At 64.4% G+C, this 25,530-nt stretch carries 24 protein-coding genes; 12 read left to right on the plus strand and 12 right to left on the minus strand.

From position 1 onward, the window contains the following. The first annotated feature begins 9 nt into the window (after window positions 1-9). The 3 genes from ESB00_RS08140 to ESB00_RS08150 are packed head-to-tail and all read left to right on the plus strand — an operon-like array spanning window position 10 to window position 3,547. Window positions 10-816 carry an Amuc_1100 family pilus-like protein gene (locus tag ESB00_RS08140; RefSeq protein ID WP_129047207.1) on the plus strand — a complete coding sequence of 269 codons (807 nt, stop codon included), beginning with the start codon at window positions 10-12 and terminating at the stop codon, window positions 814-816. Then, complete coding sequence (locus tag ESB00_RS08145) at window positions 816-1,706, plus strand: hypothetical protein (RefSeq protein WP_129047208.1); 891 nt, start codon at window positions 816-818, stop codon at window positions 1,704-1,706. The genes ESB00_RS08140 and ESB00_RS08145 overlap by 1 nt, the downstream gene beginning before the upstream one ends. A gap of 8 nt (window positions 1,707-1,714) precedes the next feature. Then, window positions 1,715-3,547 carry a type II secretion system protein GspD gene (locus tag ESB00_RS08150; protein WP_129047209.1) on the plus strand — a complete coding sequence of 611 codons (1,833 nt, stop codon included), beginning with the start codon at window positions 1,715-1,717 and terminating at the stop codon, window positions 3,545-3,547. A gap of 34 nt (window positions 3,548-3,581) precedes the next feature. On the opposite strand, the gene ESB00_RS08155 is transcribed toward ESB00_RS08150, so the two are convergent. The 7 genes from ESB00_RS08155 to ESB00_RS08185 form a co-directional block, all read right to left on the minus strand. Beyond that, window positions 3,582-4,520: a transposase gene (locus ESB00_RS08155; RefSeq protein WP_129047210.1), complete on the minus strand. Its 939-nt coding sequence runs from the start codon at window positions 4,518-4,520 to the stop codon at window positions 3,582-3,584. 80 nt (window positions 4,521-4,600) lie between these two features. After that, the gene (locus ESB00_RS08160; RefSeq protein WP_129047211.1) at window positions 4,601-5,149 is read right to left on the minus strand and encodes a hypothetical protein; all 549 of its coding nucleotides are present in this window, start codon (window positions 5,147-5,149) and stop codon (window positions 4,601-4,603) included. Between the two features lie 77 nt (window positions 5,150-5,226). Next, window positions 5,227-5,616 (minus strand): hypothetical protein, encoded by a 390-nt coding sequence (locus ESB00_RS08165; protein WP_129047212.1) that lies wholly within the window; start codon window positions 5,614-5,616, stop codon window positions 5,227-5,229. Then, a complete protein-coding gene (locus ESB00_RS08170) occupies window positions 5,609-6,142 on the minus strand; it encodes a hypothetical protein (protein ID WP_129047213.1) in 534 nt (177 codons plus the stop codon). Before ESB00_RS08170 ends, ESB00_RS08165 begins: the two co-directional genes overlap by 8 nt. A gap of 12 nt (window positions 6,143-6,154) precedes the next feature. Further along, window positions 6,155-6,532 (minus strand): hypothetical protein, encoded by a 378-nt coding sequence (locus ESB00_RS08175; protein ID WP_129047214.1) that lies wholly within the window; start codon window positions 6,530-6,532, stop codon window positions 6,155-6,157. Window positions 6,533-6,643: 111 nt separating this feature from the next. Continuing rightward, window positions 6,644-7,129 carry a hypothetical protein gene (locus ESB00_RS08180; RefSeq protein WP_129047215.1) on the minus strand — a complete coding sequence of 162 codons (486 nt, stop codon included), beginning with the start codon at window positions 7,127-7,129 and terminating at the stop codon, window positions 6,644-6,646. 79 nt (window positions 7,130-7,208) lie between these two features. Then, the gene (locus tag ESB00_RS08185) at window positions 7,209-7,508 is read right to left on the minus strand and encodes a hypothetical protein (protein ID WP_218938705.1); all 300 of its coding nucleotides are present in this window, start codon (window positions 7,506-7,508) and stop codon (window positions 7,209-7,211) included. Between the two features lie 281 nt (window positions 7,509-7,789). On the opposite strand from ESB00_RS08185, the gene ESB00_RS08190 reads away from it, so the two are divergent. Continuing rightward, complete coding sequence (locus ESB00_RS08190) at window positions 7,790-9,310, plus strand: integron integrase (protein ID WP_129047217.1); 1,521 nt, start codon at window positions 7,790-7,792, stop codon at window positions 9,308-9,310. Window positions 9,311-9,476: 166 nt separating this feature from the next. Here ESB00_RS08190 and ESB00_RS08195 read toward each other — a convergent pair whose 3' ends face one another. Next, on the minus strand, window positions 9,477-11,000 hold the full coding sequence (locus ESB00_RS08195) for an adenylosuccinate synthetase (RefSeq protein WP_129047218.1): 1,524 nt from the start codon (window positions 10,998-11,000) through the stop codon (window positions 9,477-9,479). Window positions 11,001-11,243: 243 nt separating this feature from the next. On the opposite strand from ESB00_RS08195, the gene ESB00_RS08200 reads away from it, so the two are divergent. Then, on the plus strand, window positions 11,244-12,245 hold the full coding sequence (locus ESB00_RS08200) for an inositol monophosphatase (protein WP_129047219.1): 1,002 nt from the start codon (window positions 11,244-11,246) through the stop codon (window positions 12,243-12,245). Between the two features lie 281 nt (window positions 12,246-12,526). Here ESB00_RS08200 and rrtA read toward each other — a convergent pair whose 3' ends face one another. The 4 genes from rrtA to guaB form a co-directional block, all read right to left on the minus strand. Further along, on the minus strand, window positions 12,527-13,183 hold the full coding sequence (gene rrtA, locus ESB00_RS08205; protein ID WP_129047220.1) for a rhombosortase: 657 nt from the start codon (window positions 13,181-13,183) through the stop codon (window positions 12,527-12,529). A gap of 159 nt (window positions 13,184-13,342) precedes the next feature. After that, window positions 13,343-14,821 (minus strand): matrixin family metalloprotease, encoded by a 1,479-nt coding sequence (locus ESB00_RS19850; protein ID WP_218938706.1) that lies wholly within the window; start codon window positions 14,819-14,821, stop codon window positions 13,343-13,345. Continuing rightward, complete coding sequence (locus tag ESB00_RS08215; RefSeq protein ID WP_129047221.1) at window positions 14,805-15,425, minus strand: hypothetical protein; 621 nt, start codon at window positions 15,423-15,425, stop codon at window positions 14,805-14,807. Before ESB00_RS08215 ends, ESB00_RS19850 begins: the two co-directional genes overlap by 17 nt. 51 nt (window positions 15,426-15,476) lie before the next feature. After that, window positions 15,477-17,054: an IMP dehydrogenase gene (gene guaB, locus ESB00_RS08220; RefSeq protein WP_129047222.1), complete on the minus strand. Its 1,578-nt coding sequence runs from the start codon at window positions 17,052-17,054 to the stop codon at window positions 15,477-15,479. 53 nt (window positions 17,055-17,107) lie between these two features. Here guaB and ESB00_RS08225 point away from each other — a divergent pair, with 53 nt between their 5' ends. The 7 genes from ESB00_RS08225 (at window position 17,108) to ald (ending at window position 25,132) form a co-directional block, all read left to right on the plus strand. Continuing rightward, window positions 17,108-18,148 carry an o-succinylbenzoate synthase gene (locus tag ESB00_RS08225; RefSeq protein WP_129047223.1) on the plus strand — a complete coding sequence of 347 codons (1,041 nt, stop codon included), beginning with the start codon at window positions 17,108-17,110 and terminating at the stop codon, window positions 18,146-18,148. A 5-nt stretch (window positions 18,149-18,153) separates the two neighbouring features. Then, a complete protein-coding gene (locus ESB00_RS08230; RefSeq protein WP_218938707.1) occupies window positions 18,154-19,344 on the plus strand; it encodes an AMP-binding protein in 1,191 nt (396 codons plus the stop codon). 203 nt (window positions 19,345-19,547) lie between these two features. Beyond that, a complete protein-coding gene (locus ESB00_RS08235; RefSeq protein ID WP_129047225.1) occupies window positions 19,548-20,051 on the plus strand; it encodes a hypothetical protein in 504 nt (167 codons plus the stop codon). A 56-nt stretch (window positions 20,052-20,107) separates the two neighbouring features. Next, window positions 20,108-21,883 (plus strand): DNA polymerase/3'-5' exonuclease PolX, encoded by a 1,776-nt coding sequence (gene polX / locus ESB00_RS08240; RefSeq protein WP_129047226.1) that lies wholly within the window; start codon window positions 20,108-20,110, stop codon window positions 21,881-21,883. Between the two features lie 51 nt (window positions 21,884-21,934). Beyond that, window positions 21,935-22,978 carry a GDP-mannose 4,6-dehydratase gene (gmd, locus tag ESB00_RS08245; protein WP_129047227.1) on the plus strand — a complete coding sequence of 348 codons (1,044 nt, stop codon included), beginning with the start codon at window positions 21,935-21,937 and terminating at the stop codon, window positions 22,976-22,978. Between the two features lie 3 nt (window positions 22,979-22,981). Beyond that, complete coding sequence (locus ESB00_RS08250; protein WP_129047228.1) at window positions 22,982-23,953, plus strand: NAD-dependent epimerase/dehydratase family protein; 972 nt, start codon at window positions 22,982-22,984, stop codon at window positions 23,951-23,953. A gap of 87 nt (window positions 23,954-24,040) precedes the next feature. Beyond that, complete coding sequence (ald, locus tag ESB00_RS08255) at window positions 24,041-25,132, plus strand: alanine dehydrogenase (RefSeq protein WP_129047229.1); 1,092 nt, start codon at window positions 24,041-24,043, stop codon at window positions 25,130-25,132. Window positions 25,133-25,530 lie beyond the last annotated feature (398 nt).

The raw sequence follows: 25,530 nt of genomic DNA on the forward strand, positions 1-25,530 counted from the left end.
ATCCCGGGCTTGCTGATCGCCACGGTGGTGGCCGGGTTCGGGGTGGAATTGTGGCTCCTCCAGGTGGCACGACAACAGGCGCAACGGTCACTGCTCCGGCTGAAAGGGAAACAACAGGAGCAGGCGGTCTTGGCGGGGCAGATACCGGCGGTAAACGCGGAAAACGTGCGGATACTGGCCGGGGAAATTCAGGCGGCGCGTGCGATGCTCGTCAGCTTGCAGGCCGAGTTTGCGATCGCCCCCGAGGAAGCGAAGTCGGGCCCTGGTCCGGAGCGTCCGGTGGAAAGCTATTTCTCACTTCAGGATACCTGGCAAAAACTGGCACGGGAGGCGGCAGCAGCGGGGGTGAAAGTGGGTGCCGGGGAAACTTTTGGTTTCTCCCGCCATGCGAAAGAAGGGCCCGCGGTCGCCTTGCTGCCGACCGTGCGCCGGCAGCAGATCCTGACTGAGGAGCTGCTCGGCGCATTGTTTGCGGCGCAGCCGGAAAAGCTCCTGGCCATCCGGCGCGAGGACCCCGCGGCGGCGGGCGCTCCGCGGGCGACGGAGGGAGCGGGTGACTTTCATGTTCCAGCTCCCGGGCTCTTGGTGCGGCAAGCGGGTATGATCGACAGCGATTCCTTCCGACTGGAATTCAGCGGCACAACGTCCGTGCTGCGGGAGTTCATGCGCGCGCTGGCCGTGGCCCCGCGACCGGCCTTGGTGCGGAGCGTGGAGCTGGAGCCGGCGCAGGCGGATCAGGCCAGCGGTGCTGGGTCGAGATTTTCCCTTCTGGTGGAATTCCCCCGAGTAGCCTCCGGCCCAAGTCTCGAACGCTGATGCATCCGCTGCGCATCCATTACGACAAGTGGCTGCTCGGGGCGGCCGGGCTTCTGCTGGCGACCGGCTTGGTTTGGAGCCGGGCGGAGAGCCTTAAACTCATGGACTCCCTGGCGTCGCCCCTGGTCCGGCCCACGATGCAGGAGTTGCCGAGTATGCGCGCCGTCGTCAGCCTGGTCGCAACGGTGCCGACCTGGGACGCGCCTGCCGGCAGTCGCAACGGCCAAGTCCGGCCGGCTGATCTGTTCACGCCGCCGTCGATGCAGTCGCCCGAGCAGACCATGCTGGCCGATGAGCGGAGGGAAGCGACTTCGGCGGACTTGCCCGGAGGCCCGAAACTGGTGGCAGTGGAGCGAGAGCCTTATCGCCTGCAACTGACCGGTTATGTGGGAAGCCCGGGCGCCTACACGGTGGCGTTCGTTGATGCGGTTAGCTCGGAAACGATGCTCGTACGGGTCGGTGAGCCGGTCCCGGGCCTGGGGCTAAGATTGCTCGCGTTCGACCTTGCGCCTGTAGTCGTGCGCGAAAACGAGGCCGGTCCCGTGCTTGAGCGGATCGCGGTCGCCCGGCTGGAGGATATCGCAACCGGGGAGAGAATTTCGCTGGATACCCATGGCCCGCGATTGACGGACAAATTGCGCGCGACGATCCGCCTGGCGGAAGGCGATCATGGCCTTTGGTCGGGCGGGGAAGGGGACCGCTTCTTCACCGAGGCGCGGGTGCATCTTTTAACCCGTATCCGCCTCGATCCGGCCGAGGTGTGGCTGAGCACCTCCGCGCGTGATGAGCCATCCCGCTTGCACGTGCTGCGACTCGCGTCGTCATCCGCCCAGCCACCGGCACCTCCGGCCGGGGAGGAAAGCGCCCGGGTGGCGGTCCGCCAGGATTGAATTTTACCATGAGCCCATCCCCCTGCTGGAAAATACCGTCGCTCCTCAGTTGCTGCCTTGTGCTGCTGTCTGCCCAGCCGCCGGAGGAACCGGGCGCGGATGAGCGCAGCCGCGCTGGCGGCCAGCTGCTCCAGGCCGTGGACGCAGCGTGGCAACTGCCGGGACCCGGGACGTTAGTGTCGGAGGAGGCCGCCGGGAGCAACTCCCGCTCTCCGCTACAGCAAAAGCTGGAGGCCATCGTGCTGCCCAGCGTCAATTTCAGCGCGATGGAACTCAGCCGCGTGGCGACGACGCTCAGCCTGATATCCGCGGAGTATGATCAAACCACCGGCAGCGCCAAGGGCGTGAACATCGTCCTGCTGGATCCCGCCAACGCCAACCCCAAGATCAGTCTCACCCTGCGCGACATTTCCCTGAAACGCGTGCTGGATTTCGTCGTGGGGGCGGCGGGCTGCGACTATGAGGTTCTGCCGGATGCCGTGGTGCTGCGTCCTGCGGGGCGCGTGGCGGAGCTGGAAACGCGTTTCCACCCGGTCTCCCGTTCCACCGTGCTACGCCTGACGGGCCGGGCCGCGCTGCACAACTCGCCGGCCGCCGCTCCGGCGCAGGATGTCGAGACGGAGGGGCGCGCGATCCGCACCTTCCTGCAGCTGGCCGGCGTGGACTTCGACGGCACGCCGGGCAGCACGCTGGCCTTCGACGGCTCGCAGATCATCGTCACCCAGACGGTGCGAAACCTGCAGCGGCTCGCCAATATCCTGGCCCGATACCGCGACGTGCGACAGGTCGAGATCGAGGCGAAGTTCATGGAAGTGCAGCAAGGCGCGTTGGAGGAATTGGGCGTGCAATGGAGCCTGGCGACCAAGGCTGCGCCGCTGAACGGCACGGAAGCGCGCTACACGACGGCCGGCGGCGTCACCCGGTCCCTGGCCGAGGCGTTTCGCAACGCGACCTCGTCGCAGCAAATTTCGATTTCCGGCGACGGCCAGCCGGCGGGTGGCCTCAATCTGCCCACGCCCGCGCCCTCGCTGCCCGGGGGCGTGATGCTCGGGACCGGCACCACGCCGCTGGCCAGCATCACCGGCAGCATCGGGGAGTTCGACGTGAATGCGATCGTGCGGGCGCTCGCGCAGAAAAGCGGCACGGAGCTGCTCAGTGCGCCGCGGCTGACCGTGCTCTCGGGCAACCAGGCCACGATCACCGTCGCGCAGGAGATGCGCTATCCGCAGAGCTATGGGCAGATCCAGTCCCAGGTCGGCACCGGCAGCATCTCGGGCGGCGGCTCGGCGGGTGTGTCGATCACCTCGGGCACGCCGCAGGAGTTCACGACGCGCAACATCGGCGTCGAGCTGCGCGTGACGCCCACCGTGGAGGAGGACAACCGCAGCATCAGCCTCGACCTGAATCCCAAGGTAACGGAGTTCGAGGGTTTCGTCGAATACGGCGGACCGAGCGTGGCGATCTCGGGCGGCACAACGGTCACGGTCCCGCCGGGTTTTTATCAGCCGATCTTTGCTGTGCGCGAAGTCACGACGCGGGTGACGCTCTGGGACGGCGCCACGCTGATCATGGGCGGGCTCACCCGTGAAGACGTGAAGAAGGTGAACGACAAGGTCCCCATTCTCGGCAGCGTGCCGATCATCGGCCGGTTGTTCCGCACCAAGGGTGAAAGCACCCAGAAGCGAAACCTGTTGATCTTCGTCACCGCCAACCTCGTCACCCCCGGCGGCGCGCGCACCGGTCGGGCGGTGGCGGCAGGCGCCCTTGAGGAAAACGCAGAGCTCCCCGCGAAAACCGGTGCCCCGCCGGCCGCGCCCGACCGCCTGCGGAGCGGACCTTGAACGGTTTTTGCTTAAGGAGCCTCAAGAAAAGGGGTCATGCTTTACCTTTTACCTTATTCTTGGCCAGACCCACATGTTTGCTGACATAGAAACCGGAGCCCATGTCCAGTCGCTCGGCCAGCCAACCGTTGGTCACATCGGTGGTTTCCTTCAAACGCCAAGCCACCTTCACCTTCCATGGCGCCGATTTGCGGGTGTTGGTTCTTTCCGCAGGGGGCAGAGCCTTCAGCAGCGTGTCCAGCGCGGCCTGCCAGCGGGCCTCGCGAACCTCCTGCACGCCATGGCTCTCCCACGCCCGGGATTCGGCAGCCACGGCCTGATCCTGGAGCAGTGCCTGCTTGAACTCCTTGCCTCCCAGCGCCCAGCCCCGGCTCATCGAGACATACGCCTTGGATTTGCCGGCCGGGCCCTCTGCCAGCTGCCAAGCCAGATAGTCGGCGTAGGCCCGCCAGCCGGCCGGAGTGTCGGCCAGTTGGCCTGCCTCGGAAAGTGCGGTCTGGCACTGCAGGCATTCCGGCCGCTGTTTTGGCCGGGTCAGATGCCAGTAGGAGGAGGACCGATAGTCATGCAGCTTCGCAAGGGTCGTCAGCCCGGCCCGGACGGGATTGAGATGGATATAATGGCAAAGCAGGCCCAGCCCCTCGCCCTCCTCCACCATCAACGCCTTGTAGCGCCCTTGGAACAGGTGCCCGCGCTCGCCGCGCAGCCGGTTGAACCGGTTGGCAAAGGTGGACTGCAGCCACTGCATTCCCGCCACCAGGTTGCCCTGCGGAGTTTCCACCGCGAGATGGTAGTGATTGCCCATGATCACGTAGGCATGGAGCAGCCACCCATACCGGGCACAGGCCTCCAACACGCAGGCCTCGAACGCCTGCCGCGCACCCTCGGTCTTGAACACAAACGCCCGGTAATTTCCCCGGTTGATCACATGGTAGATCGCCCCCGGAAATTCCAACCGCAGCTTGCGCGCCATGCCATAAGTGAATCACCCTGTTCGCTCACGTCAAGAGGTAAAAGGTAAAGCATGACCCCTTTGGATCGTTTTTCTTCATATCAATGTCCACGCTGTTGCTGCGTGATCTGACGCAGCTCGGTCAGGACTATCTGACCGTGCGAGTAGAGGTCGTAGGCGTCGGTGCCGGTCTTCTCGACCTGCGCTGCTCTGAAGGAAACGCTCTTCACTCCATCGATGCTGACGAAGAAAAACCTGACGGTCTGACGATCAGGATAGGAAAAGTCGGTCGTGGGGGAGGCTAACGCCCGATGCTTTCGGGCGCACTCGACAAAGGCTATGGCAGCCTTCCGAACATTCTCGTGCCCGATGCCGCCCAGGATGCCGAAAGTGCCAGTGGTATAGATGCTGGCATCACCGCCTGACGAAGCCAAGACGGTGACCGTCGCTTCGTCCAGCGGCCAATCCATCACAACCGCGGCTATCTCTTCCTTCTTATCTTCCGATGCGGTCGGCGGCTTCTTCGTGAGCCATTGCAGCCGCATTTCCTTCATCATCTCCGCAGGCGACTTGGCTGGTGCTTGGGGTTGCTGCGCAACTGCGGTGCCGATGCCAAACAGGGCGGCGAGAAATGTGCGAAGCGATTTCATTCTTCCGGCGATCGTCCGCAATCAGACACGGAGGGGCGAAGCCCCGGAGTTGTCTGTAGTGCTCTGGATCGGCCTCTTCATGGGCTGAGAGTGACTTTGCGGGATTTAGCTCCTGGTCCGCCATAGCGAACCTCGGCGACACCTCTCTTCACCAGATCATGATCGCGGAGAAGGCGCTCGACTGAGGCGAAGAGGCGGTCGGCGTCGGAGCCATACATGTAATACACGTATTCGCCTTCGCCGAACTCATTCCCATCGAACTCTCCCGCGCCTGCTTCAACGATGGCAGTCTCTAGCTCACTTTCGACGTCCATAAGACGCTGAATTTCTTCTTCTGTGCCGTTGGCGCCGGAGATGGGCACGCGAACAATCACTGCATGCTCGCTGGGCTTTGTAGGCTCTTCCTTGGATCCGAATATTCGAGAAAAGATGCTCATGTCTTCCGCCGATCGTTTGAGGTCAGCCACGAGGGGCTTTGCCCCGAGTTGGCTGTGCCGGCTGGTTCGGCAAGTTTTGCTGAGCGATGCTCATTCCAATCGCGCGTGCTTCAGCAAGATCATCTTTCTTGTCGAAGTAGATCGCCATCATCACGTGACTGCGATCACCCACGGTGAAGGTGTAGAGCGCCCAGCGCTCTCCAGCTTCTTCCTTCTCGTGGAGTAAATAGGCATAACGCAGTGGCATGGCATCCACCGATTCCCAACGCTCGACGGCATCTTTTGATGCGTCACCCTTCAACCAATCGAGCCTCTGTTTGGGAGTCTCACCATCCTTGAGGTCATAGACCACGATCCAGCAAGTCAGACCCTTCCGCCAGAGCACCAAGTCACCTTCTTCAATACGCTTCGCAAACTCCGACGGAAGAGTGACGGACCAAGTGTCGGTCATCTGATAAACGCCTCGGACCCGGGGAAACTGGGGCGGAATCTGGGGATCGGCAGCGGACATGCTCAAGAAGCCAGCGATGAATAACAGCGAAAGCGAATGCTTCATCTTTGCCGAACGTTAAAGGTCAGACACGGAGGGGCGCAGCCCCGGAGTTGTCTGTGCCACTTGGTTAGGCTCTTGGGAGCCAGTGTAGAGCTCGAGCACTGGGATACAGCGAGCGGTCTTTTGATCGAAAAAGCAAACGTCGAAGCCTGAGCCAACTTCGTTAGCGAGCGCAGTGCACAATCTCCGTCCTTCGCGATCAAATGCGGTTTCTTCTTCTGGGGTCCAGCTCACGGCTGCTGGATCACTCAGATCTAAATGCGAATCATATTCTTCGGCCCAATGCTTGAGCCGGGTCTGAAGCGCTGTGGAAAGACCAAGTGACCTTGGATCGATATTGCCGACCTTGCTGCTGCCATGGTGCCAAAGCGGCCAGCAGTGGTAGTCGGCCATGAGTTTGATGCCCGCCTTCATGATCTTTCTTCGCCTAACGTCTTCAGTCAGACACGGAGGGGAGCGTCAGCTCCCCGGAGTTGTCTGTGATGAGCTGGATCGGCTCTGGTTTCATTTGCATGCGGTGAATGCTTCGAAAAGCAGGTCGGTAGCTCGGTCTGGCTCGTGCCAACTCTCCTCCTTCAGGACAAGATCTGAATACAACCAGCTCTTCGTCTTCAAATCGCGCTGCGACGGTGTGACCTGCAAGACACCGTCATCAACCCGAAGGCCAACGTGCTGGTAACGTGTGATCCCCTCTTTCTGGCTTCTCACTTTCAGCATCTTCTTATGTGCGTCCGGATCGATGCTGGGCTTCGGGTTGCGATCAATCTCCACAGGCGAAGTGAGAATCTGAACTAGAAAATCTTGTATCTGCTTCTTTTCCGATGCGGCAAAGATTCGGTGCGGCTCATCTTCGATATAGAGTGGACCTTGAATCCAGCAACGTGACTTCACAATGACGACCGAGGTGCCGTCAAAATAGGCGGAGCCGGTTGGTTTTGCTTCCGTTTTGGCACCATGCTTTCGCCAAAGGCCCTGGAGCGCGGAGATCATCTTTGTTTGCCGATCGTTTGAGGTCAGACACGACCGGGCGCAGCCCGGTCGTTGTCTGTGCCGACTGGATCGGCCTTCTTCATGATCCTTCGAAATTGTCCTTCCAACTCCAATAGCCGATGGGAAGGTCGACCAGGCATGGGGAGACGTCGATTCGCTCAATGATCTTCCCTTCTTCGTCTTTCACGCGGACAGCGAGCGCAAACTCAGTTCGGTGCTTTGCGCCGGCATGCGTGATCCAAAATCCCTCCAGAAGGTCCGCGACATTGTGGAGCGCTGTATCGACCGCATCAGCGACAACTGCATCAAGCTCAGCCTTCGTCGCGGGTGCGGAGCTGGACGCCACTTTCTTCAGGGCTTCCGCGCGGCAGTGCATCATGAGATGGAAACCGAAATTCGACGCAGCATCTTCTGCGCGGTCAACCGGCTCTGTGCGCCAATCTTCGTAAGGAGCTGGAGTAGCCATAATTCTTCCGCCGATCAGTGTTATTGGGACTCGAAAACGAGTCTTTGCACGCAGGTGCTCATGAGCCGGAGAGAATTGCCTAAATCATTCTTGGGCAATTCCTGATTTTGCCGCGCAAGTCATTTCCACGTTGAAAACGCTTGGGGAAAAGACTTGGTGGGTGTCCGACAACGGGCCGATTTGTCACTATCCGCATGGATCTTCAGCCCGTCAGTTTCCCCCAATGGAAAACGGAGCTCGCGCGCGCCGAGCTGAGCCCGGAACTCCGGGAGGCGTTTCGGCGGGAAATCCTGAGCTATCTGCATCACTGCAAAGTTCAGCGGTCACCGGCCTCGGCCGAATCCATGAAACGGTATCTCTCAGGGCGGGAGCGGCAGTCTCCGGGACCGGCCCATTCGACGGGCTCAGGGCAGGCCAGGGAGGCGCTGCGCTGGTTTTACCGGGCGGCGAAAAGGGCGGCCGCCAATCGCAAGACAGAGGACGGCGGACGGATGGCGGAGGCCAGAGAACAATCACCCAAGGGCATGCGCGCTGGCCTGCCCGGCGAGGAGGGCGCGGGTGTGGTGCCACCGTCGCCGAGCCAATCGCAGGCAGGCCTTCGCGCACCAGCGTCAGAACCAGGCCGGGACGAGGGCGTCGGCCCGGCTCCCGTTTCGCCGCCGCGGCAACCCAGGCCGCAATCCTGGCGCAAAGATCATCCGCCGACCGCAGCTGACGACCTGGGGCGAACCCCGTGGGAGCGCGATCTGATCAAGGCCAGCCGGGAGCGCGGCTTTTTATGGCGGACGGAGGAGACCTACCGGGAGTGGGCGGTGCGTTTTGCGGGATTTATGGCTCCGCGCACCCCCTACGTGGCCGAGGGGAAGGATGTGGCGGAGTTTTTATCCGCCCTCGCCGTCCGGGAGCGGGCCAGCCAGGCAACACAGAAACAGGCGCTGAATGCCTTGGTTTTCTTTATGCAGGAGGGCCTGCATCGGAGTCTCGGGGAGTTTGAGTTCCAGCGGGCCAAGCGGGGGCAGAAGATACCGACCGTGCTGAGCCAGGAGGAGTGTGGGCAGCTCTTTGCCGGTCTGAGCGGCATGCCGCGGCTTATGGCGGAGGTGATGTATGGCGGCGGGTTGAGGCTGATGGAACTCTTGCGGTTGCGCATCCATCACCTCGATCTCGCCCGGGGACGCATCCAGATTTTCGCCGGGAAGGGCGACAAGGACCGGGTCACCATGCTGCCCGAAAGGCTGAAGCCGCAGATTGAACGTCATCTGGAGCGGCTGCGGCTGCTGCATGAGGAGGATCGGGCGAACAAGTTGCCTGGCGTGTGGTTGCCCGAGGGATTGGCCAGAAAATATCCGCAGGCCGGGGTGCAATGGATCTGGCAGTGGGTGTTTCCTGCGCGCCAGCCGTCGCTCGATCCGCTGAGCGGCATGACGCGCCGTCACCATGTGACGGACAGCACTTATCAGAACGACATACGCCGGGCGGCCAGCTTGGCGGGAATCAACAAGCGCGTGACGCCTCATGTGCTGCGACACAGCTTCGCCACTCATTTGCTGGAGCAGGGCACAGACATTCGCACGGTCCAGGAACTCATGGGACATAGCGATATCCGCACCACCCAGATTTATCTCCACTGCATGCGGAAGCCGGGGCTGGGGGTGAAGAGCCCGTTCGACCAGCTCGGACAGTGGACGCCACCGCCGGCGCCGACCGGCGGGTGAGTTGTTGCAGGCACCGATACTGGATCATGCAGTAACGTGGTCGGTTAAGAGCAAAACTGCTCGAACTGAATCGGGTGGAGGGTTGGCGCTGGCGCCGAACTCGGCCACGCTCTCAAACAAGGTCGCCTCAAGCAGCGACCCACCATTCGAACTGCATGAGTCCGGTTCAGACCAGCTTGATCAGGTCGGCAGTGGCGGGGACGTCCTTGATGATCTGCGAGGGCTCGGGGCCGACGCCGAGGTAGCGGAGGTTGGGAAGGACGGCGGGCAACTGGACGGGGTAGGCGACGTCGAGGACGCTGCGCACCATCGCGGCGGTGTAGCGCTGGGCGTTCTGCGGCAGGTCGGCAAACTTGCGGACGCCGCTGATGTCCTCGCTCCAGCCGCCGTGCTTGGCATAGACGGGGCGGAGGGTCTTGCGGAGGGCCTCGTTGCGCGGGACGTGGCCGTAGCGCCGGCCGGTGGCGTCCTCGTAGGCGGTGCAGATGAGCAGCTCGTCGGCACCGGAGAGGGCGTCGATTTTGTTGATCATCAGGTCCTGGTAGCCGCCATAGCGAAGGGCGTCGCCCTTCTCGACGGCGTCATACCAGCCGACCATGCGCTGGCGGCCGGTGGTGACGCCGAACTCCAGCTTCTTGAGGCGTTGGCAGAGCGGCAGGTCGTCGGGCATCTGCGTGAGGAAGGTGTGGGTGCCGACCTTGGTGTCGTAGGCCTTGGCGACGCCGAAGGTGTGGATCGGCTGCACGGGGATGCCGGCGCTCTCGAAGAACTCGGGCGTGAAGGTGTGCGAGGCGGTGACGTTGGGCGAGTAGCCGTGGCGCTTGTCGAGCCAGTAGGACTGGCCGAACTCGCCGACGATGCTGTGGCCGGCGGCGAGTTCGCGCAGCACGAGTTCGCGGACCTCGCCGATGTTGGCGCGGAGCTGCTGACCGGCCTCCCAGTAGGCGGCGGTGAGGGCGTCGAGGTTCAGCGTGAACGGCGCGGCGCCCTTGAAGCGGGTGAAGTCGAAATCGCTCTTCGGGAACAGGCCCAGCTCGATGGCCTCGGCATTGGCCTTGGTCTCGGCGGTGGTGAGTTTCTCGAAAAAGGCGTCCCACGCGGCGGGCGAGACCTGACAGACGTGCTGGATGGTGCGGCAGGCGCGGTCGGCGCGGGCGGCGAGTTTTCTAGCGAAGAAATTCGGACCGCCGAGAAAGTCGGCGTAGGTGATCTGCCACTGGCCGGTCTCGTCCTGATAGGCGGGCGTGATGCCACGGCCGGTGGAGCCGCGGGGTTCCTCCTTCAGGACGTTGACGCGGTAGTCCTCCCACGCGAGGTCGAGCAGGCGGTGGCTGAGGTCGGAGACGAGCGTGCGCTCGTCGATCACGAGGCGGGAGAAGATGGCGTAGCCCTTGGGCTCGAGCGGGCGGCCCTCCCAGAGGAACTTGCGCGGATCGGCGACGACGCCGGCGCCGATGGCGAGGTGCGGCACGGACTTGGCGACGACGCCCGCGGGGAGGAGGTTGAGCTTCAGGCCGCCGGCAGTGTGGCCGGAGTTGGAGCCGCCGTTGACCTTGAACACGACGGAGACTGACGCAGGGGTGGGGCGCAGTTCCTCGATGACCTCGGGGATGAGGCGGCCCTTGCCTTCGTCACCGAAGGAGATGCCGACGTCGGCGATGAGCTGGCTGCGGAAAGGGGAGAGAGGCATGGGCCGGGAGGGAGGGAGAACGGAGGAGGGAGAAGGGAGAAGGGGACGAAAGACGAGGGACGAGGGACCAAGGACAAGGGACCAAGGACAAGGGACAAGGGACTGAGGACGGAAATCGGAGGACTGAGGTCAGAGCAGGGGGGGCAGAGCGGCAACGGAAAACTTAGTCACATGGGAGGAAGGGACGGGCAACTTGGAGCCTGACGGCGGGCGGAAATCCGATTCAGTGGGGACTTTCAGGCCATGACCAACCGTGAACTCGACCACGCCCGCCACCTGCTCTGCCGGTTGCAGGATCACATCCGTGAATCCGTCATCGCGGCGTGGCAGCGGCAGGGTCGGAGTTTCGCGAAGGTGGTGGCGGTGACCGCCGCCGACACGATCTACCAGGTGGACCGCATCGGCGAGCAGGCGATCCTGGAGTGGTTTGAGCGGCACTGGCCCAAGACATGGCCGGTCGAGCTCGTGATGGAAGGGTTGGACGAAGCCGAGGCGGTGACTTTCCCGGCGGGCACGCCGGTGGGGCAGACCCGGTGGAAGTGCATCCTCGATCCGATCGACGGCACGCGCGGGCTGATGTATGACAAGCGCAGCGCGTGGAGCCTTGCCGGGCTGGCTCCGCAGCGCGGCGGAAAGACCACGCTCGCCGACATCGTGGTGGCCGCGATGACGGAGCTGCCGACCAGCAAGCAGTGGCGGGCGGACCAACTGAGCGCGGTGAAGGGCCGCGGCGTGGTGGCGCAGGCGGTGAACGTGCTCACCGGTGAGCGCAAGCCACTGCGGGTGACGCCGAGCCGCGCGAAGGATTGTCGCGGCGGATTTGCGGCGCTCAGCCGATTCTTCCCCGAGGGCAAGGCGCTGCTGGGGGAGTTGGAGGAAAGACTCTGGCAGGAGCTCTACGGCCGCGGCGGGGCCAACTCACCCTTGGTTTTTGACGACCAATACATCTGCTCCGGCGGGCAGCTGGCCGAATTGATCGCCGGGCACGACCGCTTCATGGCGGATCTGCGTCCGCGGGTTTTCGGGAAGCTGCACGTGAAGTCGGCGCTGGTCTGCCATCCCTACGATCTTTGCACCGCATTGGTCGCGCGCGAGGCCGGTTGCGTGATCGAGGCTCCGCTCGGCGGGGCGATCAGGGCGCCGCTCGATACGACGAGCGCGGTGGACTGGGCCGGTTACGCGAACCCCGCGCTGGCCCGGCACATCCGGCCGGTGCTGCGGCGGTTGATCAAGCGGATGCTGTGAGTGGCAGGAAAAGTCCAAACGCCAGATCACAAACGCCGAATAAATCCCAAGCTCAGCAAAACTGAAACCGGTTTCAACAAAGGCGTAGCTGCGCTTGAGCCGATGGCGAAAGCGTGGCCGGTCGAAGACCACGTTGTCGCTCCGCTCCAACGCGGCTACATTTCAATTTGGCTGCTCTGATTTTGGCGCCGGATGGCACGGATGCAGCGCAGAGTTTCTGACCGGTTTGGCGTCGAGCTCTTTGGCGTTTGGAGCTTCGGGATTTGGCGTTTTCCCTAATGTTACTTGTTACTTGGTCCTTGGTCCTTGTTACTTCCTGCCCGTGTGATCAGCAGCCCCGCTCCCAGAGCCAGCACCACATACCCGGCGGCGGCCAAGTGGGCGCCGGTGGCCACGCGGATGCCGGGATCGTCGAAGCGGATGGCCCCGCCGCCCTGGCCGCCGCGGTAGTATTCGTAGGCGAGCTCGGCCACGTAGATGACGATCACCGCGGGCCAGAACCACTCGGTGCGGTCGTGGCGCCAGCCTTCGGCGGCGACGTAAACGAGCAGCCCCAGGTTCAAGGCGCTCAGGCCGCCGTAGCGGGTCATGCCGGGTTCGAGCCAGAACATGCAGGCCGAAATGAAGGCGGGCATCAGCACCAATGCGATCCGGGTGAACCACGCGTGCCGGTTCTCGGAGAACCAGCCCACAATCAGCAGCAGACCGGCATCCACGACAAAGTGGGGCCAGCCGAAGTGGACGAGGTGCCCGGTCCAGATGCGCCAGAATTCGCCGTCAGCGATGCCGGCGCGGTCGTAGAGCAATCCCGCCCGCCATTCGGGAAACAACTGGATGATGAGCGACGCCAGGGCGCAGAGCAGGGTTGCCGCAGGCGGATGACGCAGCAGCCGGACAATCTCCGGCGGGATAAAGGCGGGGGCGGTCGGCTGGGTCATCCGGGGCGGCTTTATGGCGGGTGCGGGCGGATTGTCACTCCCGCAGTGGAGGCGGTGGACAATTGGCGTTGCGTAGCAACGGAGTTTCGCGGCAGCGAAACGAAAGCGTGGCCGCCGGTTTGACCACGCTGTCGCTGCGTTCCAGCGCGGCTACTTTCCTCAGCGACGGAACAGTCGCGCAGCACCCAGCGCGGCCAACAGGCCCACAAACCACAGGCTCGGCGCGCCGCCACCACCACCGCCGCCGCCACCGGAGCTCGGCGGGGTGACCGGGGGAGCGGGCGTGTTCACGGTCAGCGTGGCGGCATTGCTGGTGACCGAGCCGGCGGCATTGGAGACGAGGACGGAGTAGGAACCGGCCTGGTTGGCGGTGACGCTGGAAATGGAGTAGGTGTCGCTGGTGGCGCCGGTGATCGCCACGCCGCCGAGCTGCCACTGATAGCTCAGCGGTGCCGTGCCGGTGGCAACCACGGAGAAGGAGACGGTGGCGCCGGTATTGACGGTGGCACTGGCCGGTTGCGTGGTGATGGAGGGCAGGGTGCCGCCGACGGAATTGAAGTTCAGGTTTAGCGTGAGGCCGCCGTTGTCGGCGCCCACGGTGTCGGTGGGGTCTTGTTCACTGTTGTTGAATCCATCCACGCAGAACCGGTAGGTGGTCCCGGCCGTGGCGTTGAAGGTCAGGTCGCTGGCCTGCACGATGCCGGGGTTGATGTCGTCGTTGTCGGCCACCTTGGTCAAACCGGACAGCGACGAACCGGTGTAAACGCCGAGGGTCGTGTCGTAGTAGCTGCCCTTGGTGTCGAGGGTGACACTGCCGCTCGACGGGGCCGTCCAGCGCCACCACACGGACCGGCCGCCGGGGTTGTCGCCCTGGCGCGGGTCACCGGTTTCACGCGTGGCGTTGGTGTTGTAGCCTTTGAGCGTGGTGCTGTTGCCCTGGGTGAGGGTGATGACCGTGGCATTGGCGAAGTTGTCGTTCGCGGGCGCGCCGGGCGGGCCGTAGAGCTGCTGGGCGCCCTCGGTGTCGTCGGTAGCGAGGGTGTCGAGATTGCCGATGCGGCTGTTCATGATCGCAGTCACGGTCTGCGCCGGCTCCGCCTGGTCCGGGTGGTCCAGGCCAAGGACGTGACCGAGCTCGTGCAGGGCAACGCGCTGGATGTCGGGTGTCAGGGTGATGCCCTGGAAGCGGGCGTTGCCACGGTAAGAGTCCCACGTGTAGGCCGTGTTGAAAATGATGTCGGCCTCAATCCGTTCGTTGCCCCGGCTGAAACCGGTGGTGACGGCCAGAGTCGTGCCCTCGAAATCCTTGCCGAAGACATTGGCGGCGAAGCCAAGTTCGTTGACGTCGTTGTCATCGCCTGCGGTGCCGGTCGCAAAGGTTGTCTGGAACTGGGTGGAGCCGAGAAAATTGTTCCAAGTCTGCGCGGCGGTCCGGGCGCTGGTGTTGAAGCTGGAGCCGTCACTCAGGTTCGTCGATGCGCCCAGCATGATCCGGAGGGGAATGGTGCCCGCCGGCCATTTGACCGGCAGCTTCGTGTTCTGGTTGGTGTAGAAACTATAGGCGTAGAGTCCGGTGGCGGAAGCCAGCCCGAGCGCAACCAGCCCGACCCACGGCAGAAACTTATTCCAGGGTTTCACGGTTGCGGGAGCTGAGGTTTTTGCGGATGCGGGTGGCGAATTCGTCGGGGGACAAGGGCAGCGCTTTGGTCTGGTTGAGGGCCGAGGCCTTGGCGGAGGCGGTCGGGAGGACAACCTCCTGCTCGTGGAACAGCGGCTGGCCGTCGCTGCGGAGAATCTCGGCGCGTCCGGTCTTCTTGTTCTTCCGCACGTCATACTTGCCATGCATCATGCCGACCAGCGGCACGATCAGGCGGCCGTTGCCCTTCACGAAGAGCACGGTTTCCTGGCCGACCACGAAGCGCGGGGCGCCGTCCACCGTCAGCTCCTCGTCACCCACCTTGCCGCCCACCACCTCCAGCACCAGCGGGGCGGGCGGGCTGCCCTTGATGACCTCGCTCACGTCGAGTTCGACCCGGCTGCCAATGTAGCGGGAACCGGGTTTGGCGGGGTTGTCGCGCCACTCGGACGCAATGGACTTCACCGTGCCGCGCACGATGTAGTCCGAGCCGTCAACCAGGCGGTCGAAGCTCGGGGCGATGACGGTGGTGGCCTGCGCCCAGGTGAATAGGAGGGGCAGCACCAGGAGCGCCAGCCAGCGGGTGGGAGGGGGACAACGCTTCATACGGGTAAAGGTAGGAAAGTGGCCCGTTGTCTTTGTTTCGTGAAAAATGAATCAGTTGCTGCTGCGCTTGGAGACTTCGATGACGTCGTGGGGAGCGGCCTCTTTCATACCGGCGGGTGAAACCCTTATGTAGCGGGCCTTTTTTCGCAACTCGGGCAGGTTTTTGGCGCCCAGATAGCCCATGCCGCTCTGCACCCCGCCGATGAGGGCGTTAAGCACGTCGTCCACGGAGCCGGAAACCTCCTTGAGGGCCTCGATACCCTCGGCGGCGACCTTGCGGACGGTGTCGTTCTTGTCGTGACCGTAGCGGGCGGCCGAGCCGGCCTTCATGGCGGCGTGGGAGCCCATGCCGCGGTATTGTTTGTAGATCTTGCCCGAGATTTCCATGATCTCGCCCGGCGCCTCGCGGCAGCCGGCCAGCAGGCCGCCGAGGATGACGGCGTCGGAGAGCGTGAGCGCCTTCACGATGTCGCCCGACTTGGTGATGCCGCCGTCGGCGATGAGGCGGGCGCCCTTGCGGGCGGCGCCGCGGCCGGCGGCGAAGAGGGCGGTGAGCTGCGGAATGCCGACACCGGCGACGATGCGCGTGGTGCAGATGGAGCCGGGGCCCTGGCCGATCTTGATGGCGTTGGCACCGCAGCCGGCGAGGAACTCCACGCCTTCGCCGCTGGTGACGTTGCCCGCGATGATGGTGAGGTCCTTGAACTCGCCGCGGATGAGTTTCACCATGTCGCCGACGCCCGCGGTGTGGCCGTGGGCGGTGGAGACGGCGACGGCGTCCACCGATTCCTGCACGAGTTCGCCGACATGGGCGATGATGCGGTCGCGGTCGAGCGAACCGTCGGGCCGGCGCACGGGGGAGATGGCGGCGCCGACGACGAGGCGGAAGCTGGCGTCGCGGGCGGGCTTGCGGCGGGACTTGGCCTCGGAGGTGATGCGCTCGACGTCGGAGCTGGTGATGAGGCCGCGGAGGCGGTCCGCGGCGTCAACCACGAGAATCTTGTGGATGCCGACGTTCTCGGTGAAGAAACGGTCGGCGACCTTGATGGGGTCGTTGGCGATTTTCTTCTCCTCGACGGTGAGGAGCTGCTTGCGCGGCGTCATCACGTTGGCGACCTGCAGGGCCTTGTAGCGCTCGCGCACGACGTTGCCCGGGAGCAGGCCCACGAGCTTGCCGGCCTCGTCCACGACGGGGAAGGTGCGGAAGTCGAAGCGGCGCAGCTCGATCATCTCCAGCACCTCGGCGATGGTGGCGCCGGGTTTCACGGTCATCGGGTCCTGGATGAGACCGTGGACGTGGTGCTTCACGCGGGCGACCTCCTTGATCTGCTCCTTGGCGGGCAGGTTGTAATGGATGAGGCCGAGACCGCCGTTCAGCGCCATGGCGATGGCCATGCGCGACTCGGTGACCGTGTCCATGTCCGACGAGATGATCGGGATCTGGAGCGCGAGCCCGTCGGAGAGGCTGGTGGCGAGGTCGGTGTCCTTGGGCAGGACCTCGGAGTAGAGCGTGGCGAGCGAGACGTCGTCGAAGGTGAGCGCGCTCGGCAGGTTGGCGGGGAAGAAGCGCTCGGCGGGCAGGTAATACTCCGAGTCGCGCGAGGATTTTTTGGCAACAGGCTTGGGCATCGTTGCCATGAACGAGATACTCCTGCTGCGGGAAAGCTCAACGAAAATTTGCCATGAGTGCCGGCTTCCCCAAGGGTCGAAGCGTGTCTTATCGCTTCAGTTACCGCGCTTACCGTCTGCCGCTGCGCTTCCCGTTGCGGACGGCGCACGGCTTGTGGGCCGAGCGGGAGGGAATGATCGTGCGGCTGCAGGCGGAGGGCGGGGGCGTGGGCTGGGGGGAGGTGGCGCCGATACCGTGGTTTGGCACCGAAACGGTCGCGGAGGCGGAGGAGGTCTGCCGGGGATTGGGCGACAAGGTGACTGCGGAGGCGCTACAGACTGTGCCGGAGCGGTTCGGGTGCCTGCGGTTTGCTTTGGCGTGTGCCTTCCCCGCGGCGTGGTTGGGTGATCCCGCCCAGCAACAAGCCAAACGCCTGCCGGTCACGGCGCTGTTGCCGGCGGGGCGGGCGGTGTTGGACGCCATGCCGCCCAAGCTGGAGAGCGGCTACCTGAGCTTCAAATGGAAGGTCGGGGTGGGTGACCCGGCCGATGAACTGGCCTTGCTCGACGACGTGTTGGCGCAATTGCCGGGCTACGCCAAGCTGCGGCTCGACGCCAACGGGGCATGGGACCGGCGCACGGCGACGAAATGGCTCGCGCGTTGCGCGGACCGGCCGGTGGAGTTTGTCGAACAACCCCTGGCCCCGGCCGACGAAGACGGCTTGCGCGGGTTGGCCGGGGATTTTCCGGTGACGCTCGCATTGGACGAGTCGGTCGCGCGGCTCGTGGAGGCGAAGCGTTGGCAAGCCGAGGGCTGGCGGGGCGTGTTTGTGATCAAGCCGGCGCTGGCCGGGCCGCTGGATGAGTTGGCGGCATGGGTGGAGACGACCAAGGCCGATGTCGTGCTTTCGAGTGCGATCGAGACGGCGCTGGGCCGGGCGGCGGTGCTGCGGTTTGCGCTGACGCGTGCGGAGCTGACGAAGCGCGCGCTGGGTTTCGGGGTGGGCGAGGTGTTCGGCGACCGGCGCTGGGACGGCCCCATGCTGGGTCCGGTGCTTGATGCGGGTTGGCTGGCGGGAGTGAATTCGGAGGAATTATGGAACACGCTGAACTGATCCAGGTGTTCACCGGCCAGGAGCGGCGCGCCCGCCAGCGGGTCCGATTCTTCGTGAGCGAGTCTGACCCGCGGAAGTTCATGCAGGAGTTTGCCCGGGGGGTGGCGGGCTTTACGGAGGTGTTTTTGTGCGATCCCAACGGGGGGGCCGGGGAGGCGGCGCGGATCGAAGCCCTGCGGCAGATGCCGATGGAAAACCGCTTCACCAAGACACCCGAAGGCTGGCTGATGATCCCGACGGGCGGCAGTGGCGGTCAGCTCAAGTTTGCGCGGCACGACGAGCAGACAATCACGGCGGCGGTTCGGGGTTTCACCCGCCACTTTGGAGTCGAGCGGGTGAATGCCGTCGGCGTCCTGCCCTTGCATCATGTGAGCGGGCTCATGGCGTGGCTGCGCTGCGCATTGACCGGAGGCGAGTATGTGCCGCTGGACTGGAAGCAGCTTGAGGGCGGCGACCTGCTCCCGCTGCCCGCCAAGCCCGACGGTTGGGTGATCTCGCTGGTGCCGACCCAGCTGGAACGCCTGCTGCGCAATCCGGCGGCGGTCGCGTGGCTGAAGGAATACAGGATTATTTTCCTGGGCGGTGCGGCGGCGACACCGGGTCTGCTGGACCGAGCGGCCGCCCTCGGGTTGCGCCTGTCGCCCGGCTATGGCATGACCGAGACTGCGGCGATGGTCACGGCGCTGCGACCCGAGGATTTTTTGTCGGGTGCGCGCAGCAGCGGAGCCCCGCTGCCGCATGCGCGTGTGGCCGTCGCGGAGAACGGGGTGGTTTCGATTGGCGGTGAATCGCTCTTTCGCGGCTACTATCCCGAGTGGCGGACCCCGGGTGAGTTCAAGACCAGCGACCTGGGTCACGTTGATCCGCAAGGGCACCTGCACGTGCTCGGCCGCAGCGATGCGGTCATCATCACCGGCGGCGAGAAGGTGAACCCGGCGGAGGTGGAAAGGGCCTTGCGCGAAACGGATGAGTTTTCCGACGTGGTTGTGGTCGGGGTGCCGGACCCGGAATGGGGGCAGGCGGTGGTGGCGGCCTATCCGGCATCCACCTGTCCGGATTTGGCGAAGGTGCAACGGAGCATCGTATCCAGCCTGTCCGCCTACAAGCGGCCCAAGCGTTACCTGCCCGTGGAGAACTGGCCGCTGAACGCGGTCGGCAAAGTCAACCGGGCGGAGGTGGCGCGGTTGCTATCCTGATTCATGGCCGGTTCTTGACCGCGTCGTGGTTTGGACGATAGTGCCAGCATGACAAAGAAGGGCGAAATGCTCGTGGTCGGCTCCATCAAGGCGACTCCGATGGAGCGGTTCGGCAGAAATCAACGCCGAGCGGCTGCGGTAGCTCCCCTGCGCGCGGTGAAGCCAGGCGTCCTGCGTTTCCGCACTTGGGAAGAAGCTAACGCATGGAAGACGAAAATCCGCCAGCCGGGCTGACCCGCCCGCCCGATGACCGGGATCTGACCGCCTTGGCCCGGGAACTGAACCGGCTGGGTGCCCGCTATATCGTCATTGGAGGGGTGGCGATCAACCGTCTCGGTTTCATCCGGGCCACGGATGACCTGGACCTGCTTATCGCCCGGGACATGGCTAACCAGAGACTGGTGCGGCGTGCTTTGGAAATACTTCCGGACAAGGCGGTGAAGGAGCTGGCCGAGGATGAGGATCTTTCGGAGTGGGTCGTGGTGCGCGTCAACGACACTATCACCGTGGATTTGATGACGGAAGCTACCGGCATCGCCTATGAGGAAGCGGAAAGGTTTGTTGACTGGCATGAAGTTGACGGCGTTGCGGTGCCCTTTGCCAACGCCGAGCTGATGCTCCGATTCAAACAGGGGTGGCGCGACAAGGATGCATTGGATCGGAAATTTCTGGAAGAGCGCAAGGACGGGCCACATTCAGCAGAGTAAGGCTGTTCTGATTGGCATTCCGTGTGTTCCGTGTGTTCAGTGGTTAACACTCCCGCATGAACAAGACCGAGATTGCCGCCGTTCTGACCGACATCGCCACGCTGCTGGAGCTGAAGGGCGAGAATCCGTTCAAGACCCGCGCCTACCAGTCGGGCGCGCGCCTGCTCGAAGGCATGACCGAGGATGAAATTGCCCGGCGCGTCGAGGCCGGCACGCTGGAGGAGGTCAAGGGCATCGGTGAGGCGTTGGCGCAGAAAATAACGGAGCTGCATCGCACGGGGAGGCTGGAGTTCCACGAAAAGCTTAAGGCCTCGGTTCCGGCCGGCTTGGTGGACCTGCTTTCCATTCCCGGTCTGGGCACGAAGAAGATCCGTGCGTTGCAGGACAAGCTGGGCGCCGATTCGATCGAGAAGCTCAAGGCGGCGTGCGAGGCGGGGCAGGTGGCCGCTTTGGAGGGATTTGGTGACAAGTCGCAGGAGAAAATTTTGTCCGGCATCCGCAACCGCGAAGCCTACGGACGGCGGCATCTCTGGCTCGAGGCGCAGGAGGCGGGCGCGCCGATTCTGGCGGGTTTGCGGGCGTTGGCGGCGGTGCAGCAGGTGGAATCCTGCGGCAGCCTGCGGCGGCGCATGGAGACGGTGGGAGACCTGGATTTTCTCGTGGCCACGACCGAGCCGTCGCCCGTGGTGGAGTGGTTTGTCAGCCAGCCGCATGTCAAGGAAGTCACCGCGCGCGGCGACCTGAAGGCCAGCGTGCGGCTGGAGTCGGGCCTGCAGGCCGACTTGCGGCTGGTGCCGCCGGAGCAGTTTGTCTTCACGCTGCACCACCTGACCGGCTCGAAGGACCACAACGTCCAGATGCGGCAGCGCGCGCTGGAGCGCGGCCTTAGCCTGAGCGAGTGGGGGCTGTTTCCGGCGGAGGACAAGCATGGCTCGACGGCCGAGGCAAAGAAAGCGGGCGCCACCGGCCCGAAGAGTTTGGCGGCGAAGACGGAGGCAGACCTGTTCCGTCACCTGGGGCTGGAGTTTATTCCACCGGAATTGCGCGAGGGTCGCGGGGAAGTTGAAGCCGCGGAGCAGAGGAAGCTGCCCGAACTCGTCACCGAGGCCGACATTCGCGGCGTGTTTCACAACCACACGACGGCGTCCGACGGACACAACACGCTGGAGGAGATGACCGCCGCGGCCGAGGCGCTGGGGATGGAATACCTCGGCATCGCCGATCATTCGAAATCGAGTTTTCAGGCGCGCGGCCTCGACGAGGCGCGGCTGGAGCAGCAGATCGCCGAGATCAAGCGGCTGAACGAGTCGAAGAAGTTCAAGACCTGGGTCTTCAGCGGCACCGAGTGCGACATCCTGCCCGACGGGCGGCTGGATTTTTCGGACGCGATGCTCGCGCAACTGGATTACGTCGTCGTGTCGGTGCATTCGTCGTTCCGGCAGGAGCGCGAGGTGATGACGCAGCGCATCATCAAGGCCATCGAGCACCCGCACGTCACGATGCTCGGACACCTCACCGGGCGGCTGCTGCTGGAGCGTGAAGGCTACGACGTGGAGGTGGACCGGATCGTGGACGCGGCCATCGCGAACGGTGTGGCCATCGAGCTCAACGCCTCGCCGATGCGCCTCGACATGGACTGGCGGCACTGGCGCAAGGCGGCGGAGAAGGGTCTGCTCACGAGCATCAATCCCGATGCCCACCGCACGGCGCAGCTGGACTATTACAAGACCGGGGTCGGCGCGGCCCGGAAGGGCTGGCTGACGAAGGAGCAGGTTCTGACCACCCGTCCCCTGGCCGACATGAAAAAGTGGCTGGCCGCCCGCCGGAAGTGAGTCCGCACACGCGGGGTTGAATTCGCGCGCCGACTTGTCTTGCTGGCGGCGATGTCCCGTCTTTCGCGTCAAAAAACCGCCCTTATCCTCGGCATCACCGGCCAGGATGGATCCTACCTGGCCGAGCTGCTGCTCGGGAAGGGCTACAACGTCCACGGGGTCGTGCGGCGCGCGAGCATGTTCAACCGGTCGCGCATCGAGCACCTGCGCGCCGGCGCCGGGCGGAACCGGCTGACGCTGCACTACAGCGACCTCACCGACCACACGTCGTTGCGCCGCATCGTGCAGAAGGTTGCGCCGCGGGAGGTTTACCACCTGGCCGGGCAGAGCCACGTGGGCCTGAGCTTCGAGATTCCGGAGGTCACCAGCGAGGAGAACGCCACGGCCACGCTCGCGCTGCTGGAGATCCTGCGCGATCTCGCCCAGCCGGTGCGGTTCTACCATGCGGCCAGTTCCGAGCTGTTCGGTGCGCCCGACCGGGCACCGCAGGACGAATCCACCCCGGTCAATCCGGTGAACCCCTACGGCTGCGCCAAGGCTTTTGCCGCGCAGATGTGCCGGGTTTACCGGCAGGCTTACGGGCTCTTTGCCGTCAACGGCATCGCCTACAACCACGAGTCGCCGCGACGCGGGGAGAATTTCGTGACCCGCAAGATTTCCCTCGGGGCCGCGCGCATCGCAGCCGGCCAGCAGAAGGAGATCGTGCTCGGCAACCTCGACGCCAAGCGCGACTGGGGCTGGGCCCCGGAATTCGTCGAGGTGATGTGGCGGTCGCTGCAGGCGGGGACCGCCCGCGATTACATCTTCGCCACCGGCCGGGCGACCGCCGTGCGGGACTTTGCCGCCGCCGCCTTCGCGGAGCTGGGCCTCAGGCTGAAATTCTCCGGCAAGGGGCGCGCGGAAATCGCGCGGCGCACCGACACCGGCGCTATCGTGCTGCGCGTCGATCCGAAGTTCTACCGGCCCATCGAGTCCACGACGCTCGTGGGCGACGCCCGGCTGGCGCGCCGGAAGCTCGGCTGGCAGCCCGCCACCGTTGGAACTGACGTCGCCCGGCAGATGGTGCGGGCGGATTTCTCTGCGCTGAAGGCCTGATTCATGGCGACCTTTCTCGTCACCGGTGCGGCGGGGTTCATTGCCTCCAGAGTCAGCGAATTGCTGCTCGCGGAGGGGCACACGGTCGTGGGCCTCGACAACCTCAACGACTATTACGACGTCCGCCTGAAAGAGTGGCGGCTGGCCCGCCTGCGCACCCAGCCCGGCTTTGTCTGGCAACCGGGGGACATCGAAAATCTGCCCGCCTTGGAGCGCGTGTTTACCGCGCACCGCTTTGAGGCGGTGATCAACCTCGCGGCCCGCGCCGGGGTGCGGGCCAGTCTGGCTGAGCCCGAACTCTACCGTCGCACCAACATCGAGGGCGCACGCAACGTGCTCGAGTGTCAGCGCCGGTTCGGCGTGAGGAAACATGTGCTCGCCTCGAGCTCGTCGCTTTATGCCGGTTGCCCGATGCCCTTCACGGAGGAATCCCCGGTCGAGGCGCCGCAGTCGCCCTACGCCGAGACGAAGAAACAGGCCGAGCTGCTCGCCCGTGACTATCACCGGCAGCACGGCCTCGACGTGACGATGCTCCGCTACTTCACGGTGTTCGGCCCGGCCGGCCGGCCGGACATGGCGCCGTTCCGTTTCATCAAGTGGATCGACGAGGGCACGCCGATCACGCTCTTCGGCGACGGCTCGCAGGCGCGCGATTTCACTTTTGTGGACGACATCGCCCGAGGCACCGTGCTCGCGCTCAAGCCGCTGGGCTGTGAAGTGATCAATCTTGGCGGCGGCCGCAACCCGCTCTCCCTGCTCACGGTCATCGGCTTCATCGAAAAGGTGCTCGGAAAGGCGGCGAAGATAGCCGGCCAGCCGCCCAGCACCGCGGACATGAAGGAAACCTGGGCCGACATCGCCAAGGCGAAGCGCCTGCTCAACTGGTCGCCGACCGTCCCCGCCGAAGAAGGGTTTCGCCGCACCGTCGAGTGGCATCTGGCGAATCGCGATTGGGTGCGCGGCATCCGGGTCTGAGTTCGGGAGGGTGCGGCGGATTGGGGCGGGGGATTAACCCGCTTCCGGCATTGCCTCCGGTCGCGAAGCCTGTGTCATAAGCGACAAATGACTATCGGAGTTCCCAAAGAAATCAAAATCGGTGAAACGCGCGTCTCCATGACGCCCAGTCTTTGCCGCCGCGTGACTTCACTCGGCGGCAAGGTCGTGCTCGAGAAGGGGGCGGGGATCAGCGCGGGTTTCACCGACGAGCAATATCGGACCGCTGGCGCCGCCGTGGTCTCCTCGGCCGCCAAGGTCTGGAAGACCGCTGACCTCATCCTGAAAGTAAAGGAGCCGCAGGAAAGCGAGTTCACGCTGATGCGGGAAGGGCAGACAGTCTTCACCTACCTGCATCTTGCCGCCTGCCCGGAGCTGGCGCGGGAGCTTTGCCGGAAAAACATCCTGGGGCTGGCCTACGAGACCGTCGAGGGCCCGGACGGCCAGTTTCCGCTGCTGAAGCCCATGTCGCAGGTGGCCGGCCGTCTCTCGATCCAGATCGGGGCGTATCTGCTTCAGTCGCAGCTGGGCGGCTCGGGCATGCTGCTCGGCGGCATACCCGGCACCATGCCGGGCCATGTGGTCGTCGTGGGCGCGGGCAACTCCGGCGCACACGCCGTCCGCATGGCCGCCGGCATGGGCGCGCGCGTGACGGTGCTGGATCTGGACACCCGCAAACTCGAGGTCATCGACCAGGAATACCGGGGCAAGGTCGTCACGCTTGTGTCCAATCCCGCCAACATCGAACAGCAGGTGGCTGAGGCCGACCTGCTCATCGGCGCCGTGCTGATTCCCGCGGCCAAGGCCCCGATCGTGGTGTCCCGGAAGATGGTCGCGCAGATGCAGCCGGGCAGCGTGATCGTGGACATCGCCATTGATCAGGGCGGTTGCATCGAGACCATTCACGCCACCTCGCACGAGAACCCCACCTACAAGCAGAACGGCGTGATCCATTACGCGGTGCCCAATATGCCGGCGTTGGTCGGCCGCACCTCGACGATGGGGCTCACGCAGGCGACGGAACCCTTCGTGGCCCTCATGGTGCAAAAGGGCGTCGAGCGGGCGCTGGCGGAGCACAAGGGCCTGGCCAAGGGCATCAACACCCGCAACGGCCGGATCACCTACGAGGCCGTGATCAACGCCCTGGGTTTCGATTCCTGAGCCGGACTTCGCCGTTCGGGCGGACAAATAACAAATGTCCGTCGCTTTTAGACTATTGTCCTCGCGCGGCCCGCATCGCGGGCCGTAGCGATCCAGCGGGATGGCTTCGTCGCTTCGCGCCTGCTCATGACAAGACCGGGGGGCGTTGAGAGCATTCGATGCCTAGCCACACCCCGCCCTGCGGGCACCCCTCTCGAGAGGGGATTTTCGCCATCATGGAGGGGTGGCGCACAGCGCCGGGGCGTGGTGGCAAGGTGGCCAGCATGTCATTCGCCGAAACCACCGCAGACAACCGGCTTACTTCGCCCTTTCGCCATGACAGTCCAAAAGCTCGGGGGCGCTGGTAGCAGAACGACCGGCCGGAAGTTTCCGGCCTGCTGCCCAAAGAAAAACGCCGC

The sequence above is a fragment of the Oleiharenicola lentus genome (assembly GCF_004118375.1).
Classification (GTDB): domain Bacteria; phylum Verrucomicrobiota; class Verrucomicrobiia; order Opitutales; family Opitutaceae; genus Lacunisphaera; species Lacunisphaera lenta.